The sequence below is a fragment of the Stakelama portus genome (assembly GCF_003171655.1).
GTDB lineage: Bacteria > Pseudomonadota > Alphaproteobacteria > Sphingomonadales > Sphingomonadaceae > Sphingomonas > Sphingomonas portus.
Window position 1 is genome coordinate 228473 of sequence record NZ_QFZL01000004.1, and the last position, 16643, is coordinate 245115.

Genomic DNA, 16643 nt, shown 5'->3' on the forward strand with positions numbered 1-16643 from the left:
GCCAGGCCCGATTTCCATTGCACCCGTGCCGCCTTTCGAAGAAATCCAACGATCTCAAGGCCGGATCGTCAGATATCGAGCTGGTTCATCGCCGCGTTCCAGTTCAGCACATTGGTGCGGGCTTCCTGGACGAAGGCGGATCGGCGCAGGATCGACAGGAATTTCTCCGAAACCCATTTGCCCGGATTGCGCAGCGGGCGCTTGAACTGGATCAGCAGCACCACGCGCGTTCCGACGGTGTCGTTCCACACTTCATGGTCATAGGTGTCGTCGAAGACGAGTGTTTCGCCTTCGCTCCAGCGCACCACCCGTTCGCCGACGCGCATCCGCACATCCCCCTCGCGCGGGACGATCAGCCCCAGATGGCACGTGACCAGCCCCTTGGTCACGCCGCGATGCGCGGGAATATGCGTGCCCGGCGACAGGATCGAAAAGAACGCGCTGTTGAGATCGGGGATCTGCTCGACGATCGACGCGGTCACCGGGCATTGGGCGATATTATCCTCGATCCCATAGCCATAGCCCCACAGGAAAAAGCTGCGCCACCGGTTCATCGGCGCGATTGCACGGTGATCGGGCGAAATGCTGGCGAGCGACGGTGCTTCGCGGCCCGAAACCAGCGCGGCGGCGACGGCTTCGTCGCGGATCTTTTCCCAATTGTCGCGCAGCAGCGCAGTCCATGGGAAATCGCGCACGTTGAGAACCGGATCGTTGGCAATCAGCGAGGAACGCGAAATGATCGCATCGAAAAAGCCGCGCAGATGTTTGCCGACGCGAATGACCAGGGGGCGACCGCGTTCGCCGCGAAGCGGCTCCTGACCGCCCGAAACATCCGCCGCGCCGACGCCGCCGGATGCCGTCAGCGGGTCGTTGCGATTGGCGGGCTCGCCGGATTGCGGCCACATTCCGTCATGGTCGGTTTTCGATCTTGCACCCACGGTTCGACTCGTTCCGACCTCCCGGAATGGTTTCGACTCACCAGAAATTGCTGCCCATAGCGCGACTGCCGCGCCGAAGGGCCGTGTCGAGGAAGCAAGGCTAGCGCTCACTTTGGTCTAAATGATGGCGCCGATCGGGCGGGCTGCCACGCGAAACGGGACGAAGCGCAGCATTTCCACACTGGCGGTCGATCCGGGCGGGGGCTAGAACCGGGGGATGATCTCACCTTCGCGCGTATTGCGTTTCGCCTTCGCTTTCCTCGCCCTTGCGCCGCTTCCAGCGCTCTCGCAGCAGGCTCCTTCCACCGCACAGACGACGCAGGACAGCGGCGGCACGCCCTGGCTGTTCATCGGCAGCGACGTCCCGCAGGATCCGGCATGGCGCTTCGGCGTGCTGCCAAATGGCGTTCGCTATGCCGTCCGCCACAATGGCGTGCCGCCGGGGCAGGTGTCGATCCGCGTGCGCATCGATGCCGGCTCGCTGATGGAATCGGATAGCGAGCGCGGGTTCGCGCATCTGCTCGAACATCTCACCTTTCGCGGATCGGCGTATGTTCCCGACGGCGAATCGAAACGGGTTTGGCAGCGACTGGGCGTCACGTTCGGATCGGACAGCAATGCGTCCACCACGTTTACAGAGACTGTCTATAAGCTCGATCTGCCCAATGCCGATCGCGCCGGGCTCGATGAAAGCATGCACATCCTCTCGGGGATGATGGCGTTGCCGACGATCACCCAGGGATCGCTCGATGCCGAGCGGCCGGTGGTGCTCGCCGAACAGCGCGAACAGCCCGGGCCGCAGGTGCGACTGCAGGATGCGATGCTGTCGCTGATGTTCGCAGGGCAGCCGCTGGCCGAACGCGATCCGATCGGCACCGTGTCGACGCTGACCGCCGCCACGCCCGAAGCCGTGAAGGCATTCCATGACCGCTGGTATCGCCCCGAACGTGCCGTGGTGGTGATGGTCGGCGATATGGACCCGGACCTGCTCGAGGAAATGGTCATCAAGCATTTCTCCGGCTGGCGCGGCGTCGGTCCCGCGCCCGAAAACCCCGATTTCGGCACGCCGGACGCAGCGCATCCGGTCAGCGCCGCGATCGTCGAACCGTCGGTGCCGCCGCTGGTGACGATGGCGGTGGTGCGCCCCTGGACGGTGTTTCAGGACACCGTGATCTTCAATCAGGAGCGGATGGTCGACCTGATCGCGATCCGCATCCTCAACCGTCGCATGGAATCGCGGGCGCGTTCGGGCGGCAGCTTCATTGCGGCGGGCGCCAGTCTCGACGATGTCGCGCGATCGGCGAATGTGACGACGATCCGCGTGCTTCCGGTCGGCAATGACTGGGAAAAGGCGCTCGCGGACGTGCGCAGCATCATCGCCAATGCGATGGCCGAGCCGCCGACCCAGGCAGAGATCGACCGCGAAGTCGCCGAAATCGATGCCGCCATGCGCAACAGCATTGCCACCGAACCTGTGGAAGCTGCCGCGACTCAGGCCGACGACATGGTTCACGCCGTCGATATCAACGAAACCAGCACCAATGCCGAAGGCAGCTATTCGATCTTCCGCGGTGCGGTCGATGGCGGGATGTTCACGCCCGAAGCGATCCAGCAGGCATCGTCGCGCGTATTTCAGGGCGTGGCAACGCGCGCGCTGGTCAATGTCCATGCGCCCGACGACAATGTCGTTGCCCAGCTTGCCGCGGCGATCACTGCCGATCCGCAGGCGGGGGCGCGCCGCGATGCGCTGGCGAATGTGTCGTTCGACGATCTGCCTTCGCTCGGTAAGGCAGGCACTGTCGTTTCGCGCCGGACGGTCGTGACCCAGCCGGAGATCGAACAGGTCGATTATGCCAATGGCGTTCGGCTGCTCGTCCATTCGAACCCCTCCGAAGTCAGCAAGGTCTATGTCCGCGTGCGCTTTGGCGGCGGGCTCAATTCATTGCCGGCCGACCGTCAGACGCCGGTCTGGGCAGGGGATCTGGCGCTGATGGCGAGCGGGATCGGTCCGTTCGGACAGGAGGAGCTCGACGCGGTCACCGGCCAGCGGCAGATCGGCCTCGATTTCGAAACCGCCGACGATGCCTTCGTCTTCTCGGGTCAGACGACTGCCGAAGATCTGAAGGACCAGTTGCTGCTGTTCGCGGAGAAACTGGCCCATCCGTCCTGGGATCCCAATCCGGTGATCCGTGCGCGGGCAGTGCTGCTGTCGGGCTATGCCGGGCTTTCGGCATCGGCCGATGCGGTGCTGTCGCGCGATCTGGACCGGCTGATGCGCGGCGACGATCCGCGCTGGGGCGTGCCCTCGCGCGCCGAGATCGAAGCGCTGACGCCCGAGGCGTTCCGTGCCTTTTGGGAGCCGATCCTGCGCAAGGGGCCGATCGAAGTCGAAGTATTCGGCGATGTCGACCGCGAGGAAGCGATCAAGGCAGTCGGTGAGACCTTTGGCGCGCTGCCGCGTCGCCAGCCCGCCGACAGCGTCCATCCGGTGACGTTCGCCGCGCATAATGATGCGCCCGTGACGCGCTATCATACCGGCCAGCCCAATCAGGCGGCGGCAGTAATCGCATGGCCGACCGGCGGCGGCAGCGCCGGGATTGCCGAAAGCCGCAAGCTGGAGATTCTGGCAGCGGTGTTTCGCGACCGTTTTCTCGACCGGCTGCGCAGCCAGGCGGGGATCAGCTATTCGCCGATGGTGCTCAGCCAGTGGCCGGTGGGCATGAATGCAGGCGGCAGCGTGATCGCGCTGGCGCTGGTGCCGCCGGACAAGACCGATGTCTTCTTCGACGTTGCGCGCGAAATTGCCGCCGATCTGGCCGCCAATCCGATCGGTTACGACGAAATGCGCCGCGCCGTGGTGCCGCTTTCCCAGACGATCCTGCGCCGTTCGACGGGCAATATGTTCTGGATGGACCTGGTCGAAGGCGGGACCACCGATCCGGCACGTTATGCCGCGGTCGATACGCTGGCGCCCGATTATGTCCGGACCACGCCACAGGATCTGCAGGCGCTGGCGGTGAAGTATCTCGACCCGGCAAAGGACTGGACGATGGTCGTGCTGCCGCAGGAACAGGCGCAAGGCGACGGCGCGGCGGGTTCCACCGCCGGCGCCGGTCGCTGAGGCCGTTTTCCGGTTGCGCTAACCGCCGTACAGCGCGTCGAGCCGCTCGCCATAGACCTTGCGCAGGATATGGCGGCGGATCTTGAGCGATGGGGTGAGCTGTTCGTTCTCGATCGCGAAGGGCTCGTCCGCCAGGATGAAGCGCCGGACGCGCTCGATCTGCGAGAGCTCCTTGTTGACGCGCTCGACCGCGCGACCGAGCGCGGCGCGATATTCGAGATCGCTGTTGACCGACGCGGCGTTGCATTTGACGCCGGTCGCCGCGCACCATTCCTGAGTCCATTCGGGATCGGGGACGATCACTGCGGTCATATAGGGTTTGCGGTCGCCGAAGATCATCGCCTGCATGATTTCGGGCTGCAGCGTCAGCATGCCCTCCACCTTTTGCGGGGCGACATTGTCGCCCTTGTCATTGACGATGATGTCCTTCTTGCGATCGGTGATCCGGATGCGGCCCTGATTGTCGATCTGGCCGATGTCGCCGGTGTGGAGCCAGCCGTCCTTCAGCACGCGGCGCGTTTCTTCTTCGTTGCGCCAATAGCCGTGCATGACCAGCTCGCCGCGCACCAGGATTTCGCCGTCCTCGGCGATGCGCACATCGACGCCTTTCAGCGCGGGGCCGACCGTATCGTGCTTCAGACCCGCCCTGGGGCGATTGCACGATATCACTGGCGCTGCTTCGGTCTGGCCATAGCCTTGCAGGAAAGTGAGGCCGAGCGAATCGAAGAAGGTGCCGACTTCGGGATTGAGCGGCGCGCCGCCCGACACCATCGCCTTGATCCGCCCGCCGAAACGTTTGGAAATTTTGGGCTTGAGCGTAGCCTTGAGCAGCAAATTCATCGGCTGGTCGATCAGCGGGACGCCGCCCGCGGCCTTTTTGGTGCCGATCGCCACCGCGCGATCGAGCAGATAGCTGGACAGGCCGCCCTGTTTCTCGATCGCCTTGGTAATCCGGGTGCGGAGCACTTCGAACAGGCGCGGGACGACCACCATGATCGTCGGGCGCGTCTCTTCGATGTTCGAGGCGAGTTTTTCCAGACCTTCGGAATAATAGATCTGCGCACCCAGCGCGATCGGGAAATGCTGACCGCCGGTATGTTCATAGGCATGGCTGAGCGGGAGGAAGGACAGGAACACCTCGTCCTCCCAGCCGAAATCCTCGGAAATGATCGTGCAGCAGCCGTCGCAATTGTGCAGGATCGCGCCGTGATGCTGCATCACGCCGCGCGGCGCGCCGCCGGTGCCGCTGGTATAGATGATACAGGCCAGATCTTCGCGCTTGAACGTTGCCCGCGCGGCAACAGCGTCGGGATCGGCAGGATGATCGGCGATCAGCTTGTGCCATTGATAATATTCCATGCTGCCCGACTGGCTGGCGCGCATTTCGTCGATCGCGATCACCATTCGCGCGGACGAGGACCGTACCGCAGCCGGCATCAGCGTGCGGGCGAGCTTCATGTTCGAAACGATGACGGCACAGGCGCCCGAATTCTCGATGATATGGACGTGGTCGCGTTCGGTATTGGTGGTGTAGGTCGGCACCGTGACGCAACCGGCGGCCATGATCGCAAGGTCGCTGATGCACCATTCGGGGCGGTTTTCCGAAACCAGCATCACCCGGTCGCCACGACGCAGGCCCAGCGCCTGCAACGCCGTGGCGAGGCCGGCGACTTGCCGCGCGGCTTCGGCCCAGCTCGTCGCTACCCATTGTCCGCCCTGCTTGGCCCACAGGAAAGGGGCATCGCCCTTTTCCTTTGCGCGCTGAAAGAACATGGTGACCAGATTGTCGAAATGTTCGAGCTGCCTTTTCATTCGGTCGTCCTATCCCCTGACGATCGGCCCGGTCTGACGCCGGGCGCAAGTTTCCGACCCTAGTGACTCGCCGATGCAAGCGCCAGCGCCGTAGCGGCATGGACGCTAATGCCCTGCCTCGTTATGCGGGTTAGACGCAGCGCGGCGCAGTTGGTTCAAAGCGAAAGGGAGATTTGCCGGTGATCGAGCGAGAGAAATCGCGTCTGAGCCGCCTGTTTTCGCCGCTGCGCCGACTGACAGGTCTGGCGCTCGCGCTGGCGATTTCGGCCTGCGCGCCTCAGCATCAGGCGGTCGCCCCGGCTGCTGTCCCTGTGGCGCAAGCAGAGTCGCATGCGCCGCGCCGTATCTTCGTCGCTGCCGCCAATCCCATTGCGGTCGAGACCGGCCTGGCGGTGATGCGTCGCGGCGGCAGCGCGGTGGACGCGGCGATCGCGATGCAGGCGGTGCTGGGTCTGGTCGAACCGCAAAGCTCCAGCGTCGCGGGCGGGGCGTTCCTCACTTATTATGACGCCGCGACCCGCAAGGTCAGCGTCTATGACGGACGGGAAGTGGCGCCTGCCGGTGCGACACCCGCTCTGTTCCTCGACGAACAGGGCGATCCGCTGCCCTTCACCACGGCGCTGCTCAGCGGACGGGCGACGGGTGTGCCGGGCGTGCTGCGGATGCTGAAGCTCGCGCATGACGAGCATGGCGAACTGGCTTGGAGCGACCTGTTCGGCGACGCGCAACGCATCGCACGCGAAGGCTTCACGATATCGCCGCGCCTTGCCAACTTCATTCATGGCAGCTTCCCGCAAACCGGCGAGCGGGATTTTCTGGCCTATTTCACCGGGCCCGACGGCAAGCTGCTGAATGCCGGAGACCGGCTGCGCAATCCGGCCTATGCCGATTTCATCGCGCGGCTGGCCGCACAGGGGCCGGACGCGCTTTATACCGGGCCGACTGCCGAGCGGATCGTGGCGCGCACCCATGACGGCGCGCTGGCGAGCAGCATGACGCTTGAGGATCTGGCCTCCTATCGCCCGATCAAGCGCGACGCGCTTTGTCGCAACTGGCGGGTCTATCTGGTCTGCGTCCCGCCGCCGCCGTCGAGTGGTGTCGCGCTGCTGCAATTGCTCGGCATGCTGGAACATACCGATATCGCCAGCCGCGGGCCGAACGATCCGCAGGCATGGTTCCTTTTCGCGGAGGCGAGTCGCCTGATGTACGCCGATCGCGATCGCTATGTCGGCGACACGGCGTTCGTGAAGGTGCCGATCGCGGGGCTGCTCGATCCCGATTATATCGCGCGCCGCGCGGCGATGATCGGCGACCATGCCGGGCCGCCGCCCCAGCCGGGCACGCCGCCGGGAGCGCAGCTGGCGGGAGTCGATCGAACGCTGGAGCCCACCGGCACTTCGCATTTCATCGTTCGCGATGCCGACGGCAACGTGGTTTCGATGACCACTACCGTCGAATCGATCTTCGGTACCGGGCGGATGGTCGACGGATTTTTCCTCAACAACCAGCTGACCGACTTTTCCTTCGCTCCCGTCGATGGCGACGGGCGGCCGGTGGCCAATGCCGTGGCGGCGGGGAAACGGCCGCGCTCGACGATGACGCCGCTGATCATGCTCGATTCGCAGGGGCGCTTCGCCGGGGCGCTGGGGTCCGCAGGCGGCACGTCGATCCTTGCCTATGTCGGCAAATCGATGATCGGCGCAGTCGATTGGGACTTGTCGATGCAGGATGCGCTGGCGCTGCCGAACCTGATCGCGCGCGGCGCGGTCTTCTATGGCGAAGTGACCAAATTCTCGCCGGCGCTTCAGGATGGTCTTGCGGCGCGCGGAATCGTCCTGCGCCCCGGCCAGGGTGAGGATTCGGGGTTGCAGGGCGTGATCGTGCGCGATGGCCGTTTCGACGGCGGCTATGATCCGCGCCGCGAAGGGCGCGCGATTACCGAAGAACTTCCCTAAACGTCGGCGCCGACGGCTTCGGCGATATTGGCGAAACCGTCGCGCCGCAGCAGTGCCGAAAGTTCGCGCAGCATGCGGCGGGGCAGTCCGGCGCCGCGATAGACCAGCGCCGAATAGACATGGACCAGGCTGGCACCCGCACGGATGCGGGCATAGGCCTCTGCACCGCTGTCGATCCCGCCCGCCGAAATCAGCGGCAATTGCCCGCCGGTCGCAGCGCGCGCGTCGCGCAGCGCGCGCCGGGCGAGCGGCGCCAGCGGTTTGCCCGAAAGCCCGCCCGATTCGCCTGCCGCTGCACTGCGCAGGATTTCGGGTCGTGAAATGGTGGTGTTGGAAACGATCAGCGCGTCGACATGATGGTCGATCGCCGCCGCGACGACCGAATCGATCGCCTTTGCATCCAGATCGGGTGCGATTTTGAGGAAGAAGGGTCGCCTGCTGCCATCGGAAAGCTGTCGCGCGCTATCGCAGGCGGCGAGCAATTCATCGATCGCCGGGCGCGATTGCAGGTCGCGCAGGCCCGGCGTGTTGGGCGAACTGACGTTGATCGTCAGATAATCGGCAAGCGGCGCGGCGCGGGAAACCCCCAGCGCATAGTCTTCGATCGCCCGATCGCCCGCGACCGAATCCTTGTTCGCGCCGACATTGATTCCCAGCACGCCACGACGATTCGGCAGCCGGGCGATGCGTGCCAGTGCCGCATCGAGGCCGTCATTGTTGAAGCCCATGCGGTTGATCACGGCTTCGTCGTCGGTCAGGCGGAACAGGCGAGGGCGAGGATTCCCCGGCTGCGCACGCGGCGTCAGCGTGCCGATTTCGACCGATCCGAACCCGAGCGCGAAGAGGCCCGGCACCGCCTCGCCATTCTTGTCGAGTCCGGCGGCCAGACCGACGGGATTGGCGAAATCGATTCCGGCGACGCGCTGTGCCAGCGACGGATCCGTCGGGTTGCGCCCGGCAAAGGGCGCTCCGGCAGCGCCCCAGGCGCGCAGCGCGGAGATCGCGGCACGATGGGCGGTTTCGGCGTCGAAGGCGAACAGGATGGAGCGACCGGGATAGTGCATGGCGCGGCTTATGCACTGCCCGGGATTGGGTTCAAAGCGGTGGCATCGAACGGCTTGTCGATTCCGTACAATACTTTGTGAATTCTTTGGTTTATAGAAGATCCTGCGACCCGAGGGGTTCCGCTGAACGGGGGGACCCTTTTCTAGGCCCGGTCGATTCGTCGACCGGGCCTCCTTTTTTGTCTGCAACCCGCCGCGTCTTTCGCTCTCTGACGAAATCGGCCTATGATAACTGCGCTTTTCATTTGCATGATTCGATCATGTGGGCAGGCATCTGAGAAGGGGGTCTCAGATCATGGCGGGCATTCCGCAAATGGCGCAGGATACAGGCGAAACAAAGGCGCGGCAGGTGATTGCCCATGGACGCGGCGACATCGGACGCGCGCGGATCGACGTCCCCGAACTTCTTTACATGCCGGCCACCGGGCCGCTGATGCCGCTGGTCGAAAGCTATTATCTCTATCGCTATGACGCGGAAATCGTCGATGGTGTCGAGCGCGTCGATACCGGCCAGATCCGATTCATGCTGCGCGGCGAGGGCGAACTCATATTCTCGTCCGGAAATCGCGAAGCGTCGTTGCCGGTGATGGTCAACGGTCCGGGCGCGGCGGCGGCCCGCTATCGTGTCCGGGGGCCGTTTCATTGTTTCGGCATTTCGTTGCGACCGATCGGCTGGCGGTCGCTGATCGGATTGCCTGCCAATCGGGTGAGTGCGTCGGTGATCGACGCCGACACGATTTTCGATGGCGAAGCAACGCCGCTGCTGGCGTCGCTACGCCGCGCCGAAACGCTTGAGGAGATGGTCGCGATCGTCGAGCCGATGTTGTTGCGGCATCGCCGCCGCGTGCCCGAGGCGCATCTCGCGCTTTGCCGCGCGGTGCGCGAATGGGGCGCCAGCGAGGCGCTGGGCGTCGAGGCGCTCTATGCGATGGTGCCGATGTCGCAGCGTCAGGCGACGCGGCTGTGCAACGAATATTTCGGTGGCCCTCCAAAGCTGCTCGAACGAAAATTTCGCGCGATCCGGGCGGCGATGCGAATCTATCAGGGCGCGCGGCCGGCGGTGGCGGCCGCGCCCTTTTTCGACCAGTCGCACATGATTCACGAAGTGAAACATTTCACCGGCCATACGCCGACATCGCTGCGCGAAGCGATCGACCCGGTGCTGGCGAGCACGCTCGACAACGAAACCTTTCACATCCTGCCCGAAGTTTTTCCCGAATCGGTTGACCCCGGGGGCGACTAGCCCCATGTGCCAATCGGAACAAAACAGTCCGATTGGAAAATGCGCCTTTCGAGCCTAGCCGATTATGCCGTCGTGACGATGGCCGCCGCCGCCCGCCATTGCGGGGGGATGGCGCGCGTCAATGCAACGTCGCTGGCCGAGGAAACCGGATTGCCGCTGCCGACGGTGCAAAAGCTGGTCAGCAGGATGTCGTCCGCCGGCCTTATCGAAAGCTCGCGCGGGACCGGTGGCGGATTTCGCCTGTCGCGTCCGCCGCGCGCGATCACACTCGCCGATATTGTCGAGGCGATCGAAGGGCCGATTGCGCTCACCGCCTGTGTCGATCACGGCAAGTCCGATTGCGCAGTCGAAGCCAATTGCCATGTGAAGCCGCATTGGAACGTCGTGAACACGGTGGTGCGCGACGCGCTTGCGGCAGTATCGCTCGCCGATCTGGCCGCTTCGATGCCCGACAGGACTGCCCCCGAACAGGATGGTGCCCCCGCCGCGATGCGCGTGGCACTGGAAGGAACACGCTGAGATGGCCACCAAGAACGCAGAGGCACTCGCCGCCGCGAACAAGAAATATGAATGGGGCTTCTCGTCCGACGTCGAACAGGAGTTCGCACCCAAGGGGCTGAACGAGGATACGGTCCGCTTCATTTCGGCCAAGAAGGGCGAGCCCGAATGGATGCTCGACTGGCGGCTGAAGGCGTATCGCGCCTGGCTGGAAATGACGCCGCCCGACTGGGCGAAGCTCGACATTCCGCCGATCGATTATCAGGACGCCTATTATTACGCCGAGCCCAAGGCGAAGAAGACGATCGAGAGCCTCGAAGAACTCGATCCCGAAATCCGGCGTACCTATGAAAAGCTGGGCATTCCGATCGAGGAGCAGAAAGTGCTCGCCGGCGTCGAAGGCGCGCGCAAGGTCGCGGTCGATGCGGTGTTCGACAGCGTTTCGGTCGCCACCACCTTCCGAAAGGAGCTGGAGGAAGCGGGCGTCATCTTCCTGTCGATCAGCGAGGCGATCAAGAAGCATCCCGATCTGGTGAAGAAGTGGCTGGGCAAGGTCGTGCCCCAGCGCGACAATTATTTCGCGGCATTGAACTGCGCGGTCTTTTCCGACGGCACCTTCGTCTACATTCCCGAAGGCGTGCGCTGCCCGATGGAGCTGTCGACCTATTTCCGGATCAACGCCGAAAATACCGGCCAGTTCGAACGGACGCTGATCGTCGCCGACAAGGGCAGCTATGTCAGCTATCTCGAAGGCTGCACCGCGCCGATGCGCGACGAGAATCAGCTGCATGCCGCCGTGGTCGAACTGGTCGCGCTCGACGATGCGGAAATCAAATATTCGACCGTCCAGAACTGGTATCCGGGCGATGAGAATGGCGTTGGCGGCATCTATAATTTCGTCACCAAGCGCGCGCTGTGCCAGGGCAAGAACAGCAAGGTCAGCTGGACCCAGGTCGAAACCGGCAGCGCGATCACCTGGAAATATCCCAGCTGCGTGCTCAACGGCGAAAACAGCGTCGGCGAATTCTATTCGGTTGCGGTCACCAATGGCCGGCAACAGGCCGATACCGGAACCAAGATGATCCATAACGGCAAGAACAGCCGTTCGACGATCATCTCAAAGGGTATTTCGGCGGGCCGCAGCGACAATACGTATCGCGGGCTCGTCCGGGTCGGCCCGGCGGCGGAGAATGTCCGCAACTTCACGCAATGCGACAGCCTGTTGCTCGGCGATCAATGTGGCGCGCACACCGTGCCCTATATCGAAGTGAAGAACCCCTCGGCGCAGATCGAGCATGAAGCGACGACGTCGAAAATCTCCGACGACCAGCTCTTCTATGCGCTTCAGCGCGGACTCGACGAAGAGGCTGCGGTTGCGCTGATCGTCAATGGCTTTGCCAAGGAAGTGCTGCAGCAACTGCCGATGGAATTCGCCGTCGAGGCGCAGAAGCTGCTGGGGATCAGCCTTGAGGGGAGTGTGGGGTGATGGGGAAGATCGGGGTTTCGGCAGTACGGCATTTGGCGTTATTGGGGGCGTCATTCGCGCTCGTTTCCAGTCACATGCCTCCTCGCGATGATCACGAAGGCGTGAGGATGGAGAATATGATGGAATATCTCGGCGCAACGGGTCACGCGACTTGCTTGCGTTCCGAAATCCAGACTGTTTCCGAAGATAGGGCGGCGCTTGCTGCTGCTATCCGGGCCGCTGTGGATAAGTGCCGGGACCACACAAGGTCGCTGTTCGACGGAGCCAAGCTGAATGGGGGCAGTTTTCCGCTACCGATGATCCAGCAAGCGATGCGCATGCGGCGGAAAGTCGAGGACTATCTGCTTCCACAAATCGAGGCGCTACCGGCAGATCCGCGTCCTCTCAAAGATCGAATGCACTTTGTTCTCGTCGAGCCTGACGGAAACGCGACCGAGGCATTTGCGGTGGGTGACGATAATTCCTCAGGGCAGATCAACGTGCCTGAAGTTTCGTACCTTACGGTGCGCTTCGGGTAAGTGGGAATGATTGCGCCCGTCATTCTGTCTGTTGCCCGGAGCGGGAAAGCGCATTCGCTATTGCTTCTTGCACTGGCGGTGCTGCTTTCCATTTGCTGCCATCCGGCGGCAATAGCACAAGATGCGAGCGCAACTGCGCCTGCTGACGAGGAAGTCTATGAGGAGATCGTGGTCCAGACCCGCGCGGGGCTGGCGGCGCTGGTCTTCGATCGCGGGCCCGATGGGCGGCTCTATAATTGCCGGCTGTTCAAGACCAGCGGCGTCGACACGGTCGATGCCGAGGCATGCGACAATTTCCGCGATTGCACGATCGATGATGACGGCAACACGCATTGCCGTGAAGAAACCGTACCGGTGGTCGCGCCGATCCTGCTCGATACGCGCCCGAACAGTGCGTCGATCGCGGACCGGCTGGCCAAGCCGGACATCAACCTGCTCGAACCCGAGCCGGTGAGCGACGATGTCGGGCCCGGCCAGCGGCGCGCCAACACGGATGATCCCAACCGTCTGGGCAAATTGCCGCCGCCGCCGACCGATCCGACGCGCAGCGGCTCGGTGATCACGTTCGGCACGCCCCAGCCGGACGATCAGCGATGAAACGCCCCGCCCCCCATTCCTGCTTTTTTCGAGATGTAACCGATGCTGAAAATTGAAAATCTCCACGCCGAAATCGACGGCAAGGAAATCCTGAAGGGGTTGAGCCTCGAAGTCGCGACCGGGGAAATCCATGCGATCATGGGCCCCAATGGCGCGGGCAAATCGACGCTCGGCTATGTGCTGGGCGGGCGTGACGGCTATGAAGTCACGCAGGGGTCGGTGACATTCGACGGTCAGGACCTGCTCGAACTCGCACCCTATGAACGCGCCGCGGCCGGACTGTTCCTCGGCTTTCAATATCCGGTCGAAATTCCCGGCATCTCGAACGTACAGTTCCTGCGCGAAGCGCTGAACAGCCAGCGCCGCGCACGCGATGAAGCGCCGCTTTCGGGCGCGGAGTTTCTGAAGCTCGCCCGCGCACAGGCGGATGCGCTGGGGATGCATCAGGACATGCTCAAACGCCCGGTCAATGTCGGCTTTTCGGGCGGCGAAAAGAAGCGCAACGAAATGGTGCAGATGGGCATATTGGCGCCCAAATTCGCGATCCTCGACGAAACCGATTCCGGGCTCGACATCGATGCGCTGAAGGCCGTCGGCGACGGCATCAACCGGATCATGCGCGCACCCGACAAATCGGTGCTGCTGATCACCCATTATCAGCGGCTGCTCGATTATGTGCAGCCCGACAAGGTGCATGTGCTTGCCGATGGCAGGATCGTCCGGTCGGGCGGTCCCGAGCTGGCGCAGGAGCTTGAGCGCGAAGGCTATGGGGAACTGGCGGCATGATGCTGATCGGCCTCTTGCTGCTTGCCGCGCCTGTGCAATCCGCCCCGGTGCAGGACGTGCCGCCGCTGGGCAATGAAGAAATCGTCGTCATCGCCGAACGGCTGCGCAGCATTTCGGCCAATGTCGGGCGCGACCGCGAAGGCAGGTTTCATTGTTCGCTGTCGGGGACGACAGGCAGCCCGCGTCTCGACGACCGGTTGTGCCGCGCGGCCACCGATTGCGTACGCCGCGTCGGCGGTGAGGATGCGGCGGTGCGGGCATGCCTCGAATCGCGCAAACCGCGTCTGCTGCGCCAGTTGCGCCGCGAAATGGAGCGCGAACGATGAGCGCGACACTGGAACTCCCCACGCGCCGGCGCGAAGCATGGCGCTGGTCGGACATGGATGCGCTTCAGGCCGCCGCCAATATGCCTGCAGGCGATCCGGGCGCTGACCCGGCGGCGCTGTTCCTCGATATCGAAGGGCCGCGGCTGTTGTTCGTCGACGGCATGTTCGAACCCGCGCACAGCCGTCCGGACGGCGTTGCGGTCAGCCCGTTCGAAGCGGCGAGCGATCACCCGCTCGGCGCATTGGCGAGCGGCGAGGGGTGGACCCTGACTCTGGAGAACGGCGCAGCGCGTGGCGATATCCAGATCGTCCATGTTTCGACCGGCGGCGAAAATCACGTGCCGGCACGCATCCTGCTCGGTGAGGATGCCACTGCAAGCGTGATCGAAACCTATGCCGGGCGCGGCTGGGCCAATCGGCTGTGCCAGATCGGGCTGAAGCGCGGCGCGCGGCTGATGCGGTCGGTGCGACTGCTCCAGCGCGAGGGCTTTGTCTCGATCCGCGACGAAGCCGATGTTGCCGAAGCGGCGAGCCTGGTGTCGGTATTTCTGGGCGTTGGCGGCATGGGTAGCCGGATCGACGGGGCAATCACGCTGGCCGGGCCGGGCGCCTATGGCGAAATGGGCGGCGCGTTGCTGACGCGCGGTGAACAGCGGCAGGAAGCCGCTGTCGTGATGCGCCATGCACAGCCCGAAGGGACCAGCCGCCAGATCTGGCGCGCGGTTGCGGCGGACCGTTCGACCGCCAGCCTTGCCGCGCGCGCCGAAGTCGTGCGGCATGCGCAGAAGACTGATGGCGAACAATCGCTGCGCGGCTTGTTGCTCGATCGAACCGCCACGGTGAATCTGAAGCCCGAGCTGGAGATTTTCGCCGATGACGTGCAATGCGCGCATGGCGCAACCGTGGGCGAACTCGACAAGCAGGCGCTCTTTTATCTCGAAAGCCGTGGCCTGCCGGAAACCCGGGCACGCGGATTGCTGACCCGCGCTTTCGTTGCCGATGCGATCGACCGGATCGGCGAGGAAACGGTGCGCGAAGCGTTTCTGGAAGATGCGGCGGCGTGGCTGGGGGAAGCATTGTGATGGCCACCACCACCGACACCCGCGCGCTCGATCTGCTCGCCGATTTCCCGGCGATTCCGGAAGGCTGGGCCTATCTCGACACGGCTGCGACGGCCCAGAAGCCGCAGCCGGTGCTCGATGCGATCGCGCGCGGTTATGGCGAGACCTATGCCACTGTCCATCGCGGCGTTTATCAGCGTTCGGCGGACATGACGCTTGCCTATGAAGCGGCACGCGCGCGGACGGCGAAATTCCTCAATGCGGCAAGCGCCGACGAAATCGTTTTCGTGCGCGGTGCGACCGAAGCGATCAATCTGGTCGCCGACAGTTGGGGCGGTTCGCAGCTGAAGGCCGGCGACCGTATTCTGCTCAGCCAGATCGAGCATCATTCGAACATCGTGCCGTGGCAGATGCTGGCGCAGCGCGTCGGTGCGCATATCGATGTCGTGCCGATGACTGACGATCAGGCGATCGATCTCGACGCGATGGCGGCAATGCTGACCGAGCAGCACAAGCTGGTCGCGCTGGCGCATGTTTCCAATGTCACCGGGGCGATCCTCGACGCGAAGCGCGCGGCGCAGTTGGCGCATGGCGTCGGCGCGAAGCTGTTGCTCGACGGATGTCAGGCGGTGCCCCGGATCGGCGTCGATGTGCAGGCGCTCGATTGCGACTTCTATGTCTTTTCCGGGCACAAACTCTATGGCCCGACCGGGATCGGCGCGCTGTGGGCACGCGGCGCCATACTCGAAGCGATGCCGCCCTGGCAGGGGGGAGGATCGATGATCGATCGGGTGACGTTTGAAAAGACGACCTATGCCCCGCCGCCGGGCCGGTTCGAGGCAGGGACACCGCATATCGTCGGCGCGCTGGGGCTGCATGCGGCGATCGATTATGTCGACGGCATCGGGCTTGATCGCATCCATGCGCATGAAGCGGCCCTGGTCACGCAAGCGCGCGAGCAATTGTCGGCGATCAACAGCGTGCGGCTGTTCGGGCCGGAGGAGTCGGCCGGAATCGTCAGTTTCGCGGTCGAGGGGGTTCATCCCCATGACATCGCTACCATATTGGATGAAGGCCGCGTGGCGATCCGCGCCGGCCATCATTGCGCCCAGCCGCTGATGGATGCGCTGGGCGTGCCCGCCACGGCGCGGGCAAGTTTCGGGGTCTATAACAATGCACGGGACGTCGCGGCGCTGGTCGCCGGGGTCGAACGTGTGACGCGGATATTCGGGTGAGCT

14 protein-coding genes are annotated in these 16643 nt (G+C 63.9%); 11 read left to right on the top strand and 3 right to left on the bottom strand.

Translation table 11 applies throughout. The features are described 5' to 3' along the window. Nucleotides 1–68 precede the first annotated feature (68 nt). Nucleotides 69–938: an aspartyl/asparaginyl beta-hydroxylase domain-containing protein gene (locus tag DKB74_RS12545; RefSeq protein WP_239987501.1), complete on the bottom strand. Its 870-nt coding sequence runs from the start codon at nt 936–938 to the stop codon at nt 69–71. 217 nt (nt 939–1155) lie between these two features. Between DKB74_RS12545 and DKB74_RS12550 the strand changes: the two genes are divergently transcribed. After that, entirely contained in the window at nt 1156–4059 is a 2904-nt protein-coding gene (locus DKB74_RS12550) for a M16 family metallopeptidase (protein ID WP_109808504.1), read from the top strand. An 18-nt stretch (nt 4060–4077) separates the two neighbouring features. Here DKB74_RS12550 and DKB74_RS12555 read toward each other — a convergent pair whose 3' ends face one another. Continuing rightward, complete coding sequence (locus tag DKB74_RS12555) at nt 4078–5871, bottom strand: AMP-dependent synthetase/ligase (RefSeq protein WP_109808505.1); 1794 nt, start codon at nt 5869–5871, stop codon at nt 4078–4080. A gap of 179 nt (nt 5872–6050) precedes the next feature. Between DKB74_RS12555 and DKB74_RS12560 the strand changes: the two genes are divergently transcribed. Continuing rightward, the gene (locus tag DKB74_RS12560) at nt 6051–7826 is read left to right on the top strand and encodes a gamma-glutamyltransferase family protein (protein ID WP_239987502.1); all 1776 of its coding nucleotides are present in this window, start codon (nt 6051–6053) and stop codon (nt 7824–7826) included. Here the strand turns inward: DKB74_RS12560 and DKB74_RS12565 are convergent. Continuing rightward, the gene (locus DKB74_RS12565; protein ID WP_109808506.1) at nt 7823–8890 is read right to left on the bottom strand and encodes a quinone-dependent dihydroorotate dehydrogenase; all 1068 of its coding nucleotides are present in this window, start codon (nt 8888–8890) and stop codon (nt 7823–7825) included. The two genes, DKB74_RS12560 and DKB74_RS12565, sit on opposite strands and share 4 nt — an antisense overlap. A 295-nt stretch (nt 8891–9185) precedes the next feature. Between DKB74_RS12565 and DKB74_RS12570 the strand changes: the two genes are divergently transcribed. The 9 genes from DKB74_RS12570 (at nt 9186) to DKB74_RS12610 (ending at nt 16640) form a co-directional block, all read left to right on the top strand. Further along, the gene (locus DKB74_RS12570; RefSeq protein WP_239987503.1) at nt 9186–10133 is read left to right on the top strand and encodes a helix-turn-helix domain-containing protein; all 948 of its coding nucleotides are present in this window, start codon (nt 9186–9188) and stop codon (nt 10131–10133) included. Nucleotides 10134–10172: 39 nt separating this feature from the next. Beyond that, complete coding sequence (locus tag DKB74_RS12575) at nt 10173–10652, top strand: SUF system Fe-S cluster assembly regulator (RefSeq protein WP_109808507.1); 480 nt, start codon at nt 10173–10175, stop codon at nt 10650–10652. Between the two features lies 1 nt (nt 10653). Beyond that, on the top strand, nt 10654–12117 hold the full coding sequence (sufB, locus tag DKB74_RS12580; RefSeq protein WP_109808508.1) for a Fe-S cluster assembly protein SufB: 1464 nt from the start codon (nt 10654–10656) through the stop codon (nt 12115–12117). A 116-nt stretch (nt 12118–12233) separates the two neighbouring features. Then, nucleotides 12234–12635 carry a hypothetical protein gene (locus DKB74_RS12585; protein ID WP_145960992.1) on the top strand — a complete coding sequence of 134 codons (402 nt, stop codon included), beginning with the start codon at nt 12234–12236 and terminating at the stop codon, nt 12633–12635. 60 nt (nt 12636–12695) lie between these two features. Then, nucleotides 12696–13232, top strand: coding sequence for a hypothetical protein (locus tag DKB74_RS12590; protein WP_145960993.1), 537 nt, complete (start codon nt 12696–12698; stop codon nt 13230–13232). A 42-nt stretch (nt 13233–13274) separates the two neighbouring features. Beyond that, complete coding sequence (gene sufC / locus DKB74_RS12595) at nt 13275–14018, top strand: Fe-S cluster assembly ATPase SufC (RefSeq protein ID WP_109808511.1); 744 nt, start codon at nt 13275–13277, stop codon at nt 14016–14018. Further along, nucleotides 14015–14344 (top strand): Rossmann-fold NAD(P)-binding domain-containing protein, encoded by a 330-nt coding sequence (locus DKB74_RS12600; protein ID WP_109808512.1) that lies wholly within the window; start codon nt 14015–14017, stop codon nt 14342–14344. The genes sufC and DKB74_RS12600 overlap by 4 nt, the downstream gene beginning before the upstream one ends. Next, the gene (locus DKB74_RS12605; protein ID WP_109808513.1) at nt 14341–15426 is read left to right on the top strand and encodes a SufB/SufD family protein; all 1086 of its coding nucleotides are present in this window, start codon (nt 14341–14343) and stop codon (nt 15424–15426) included. The genes DKB74_RS12600 and DKB74_RS12605 overlap by 4 nt, the downstream gene beginning before the upstream one ends. Further along, on the top strand, nt 15426–16640 hold the full coding sequence (locus DKB74_RS12610; RefSeq protein ID WP_193504453.1) for a cysteine desulfurase: 1215 nt from the start codon (nt 15426–15428) through the stop codon (nt 16638–16640). Before DKB74_RS12605 ends, DKB74_RS12610 begins: the two co-directional genes overlap by 1 nt. The last annotated feature ends 3 nt before the right edge of the window (nt 16641–16643 follow it).

What these genes read in the sequence shown, in the direction of transcription:
- DKB74_RS12550 (WP_109808504.1), top strand. Translation starts at nt 1,156, where the DNA reads ATGATCTCACCTTCGCGCGTATTGCGTTTCGCCTTCGCTTTCCTCGCC.
- DKB74_RS12555 (WP_109808505.1), bottom strand. Translation starts at nt 5,871, where the DNA reads ATGAAAAGGCAGCTCGAACATTTCGACAATCTGGTCACCATGTTCTTT.
- DKB74_RS12565 (WP_109808506.1), bottom strand. Translation starts at nt 8,890, where the DNA reads ATGCACTATCCCGGTCGCTCCATCCTGTTCGCCTTCGACGCCGAAACC.
- DKB74_RS12570 (WP_239987503.1), top strand. Translation starts at nt 9,186, where the DNA reads ATGGCGGGCATTCCGCAAATGGCGCAGGATACAGGCGAAACAAAGGCG.
- DKB74_RS12575 (WP_109808507.1), top strand. Translation starts at nt 10,173, where the DNA reads ATGCGCCTTTCGAGCCTAGCCGATTATGCCGTCGTGACGATGGCCGCC.
- sufB (WP_109808508.1), top strand. Translation starts at nt 10,654, where the DNA reads ATGGCCACCAAGAACGCAGAGGCACTCGCCGCCGCGAACAAGAAATAT.
- DKB74_RS12585 (WP_145960992.1), top strand. Translation starts at nt 12,234, where the DNA reads ATGATGGAATATCTCGGCGCAACGGGTCACGCGACTTGCTTGCGTTCC.
- sufC (WP_109808511.1), top strand. Translation starts at nt 13,275, where the DNA reads ATGCTGAAAATTGAAAATCTCCACGCCGAAATCGACGGCAAGGAAATC.
- DKB74_RS12600 (WP_109808512.1), top strand. Translation starts at nt 14,015, where the DNA reads ATGATGCTGATCGGCCTCTTGCTGCTTGCCGCGCCTGTGCAATCCGCC.
- DKB74_RS12605 (WP_109808513.1), top strand. Translation starts at nt 14,341, where the DNA reads ATGAGCGCGACACTGGAACTCCCCACGCGCCGGCGCGAAGCATGGCGC.
- DKB74_RS12610 (WP_193504453.1), top strand. Translation starts at nt 15,426, where the DNA reads ATGGCCACCACCACCGACACCCGCGCGCTCGATCTGCTCGCCGATTTC.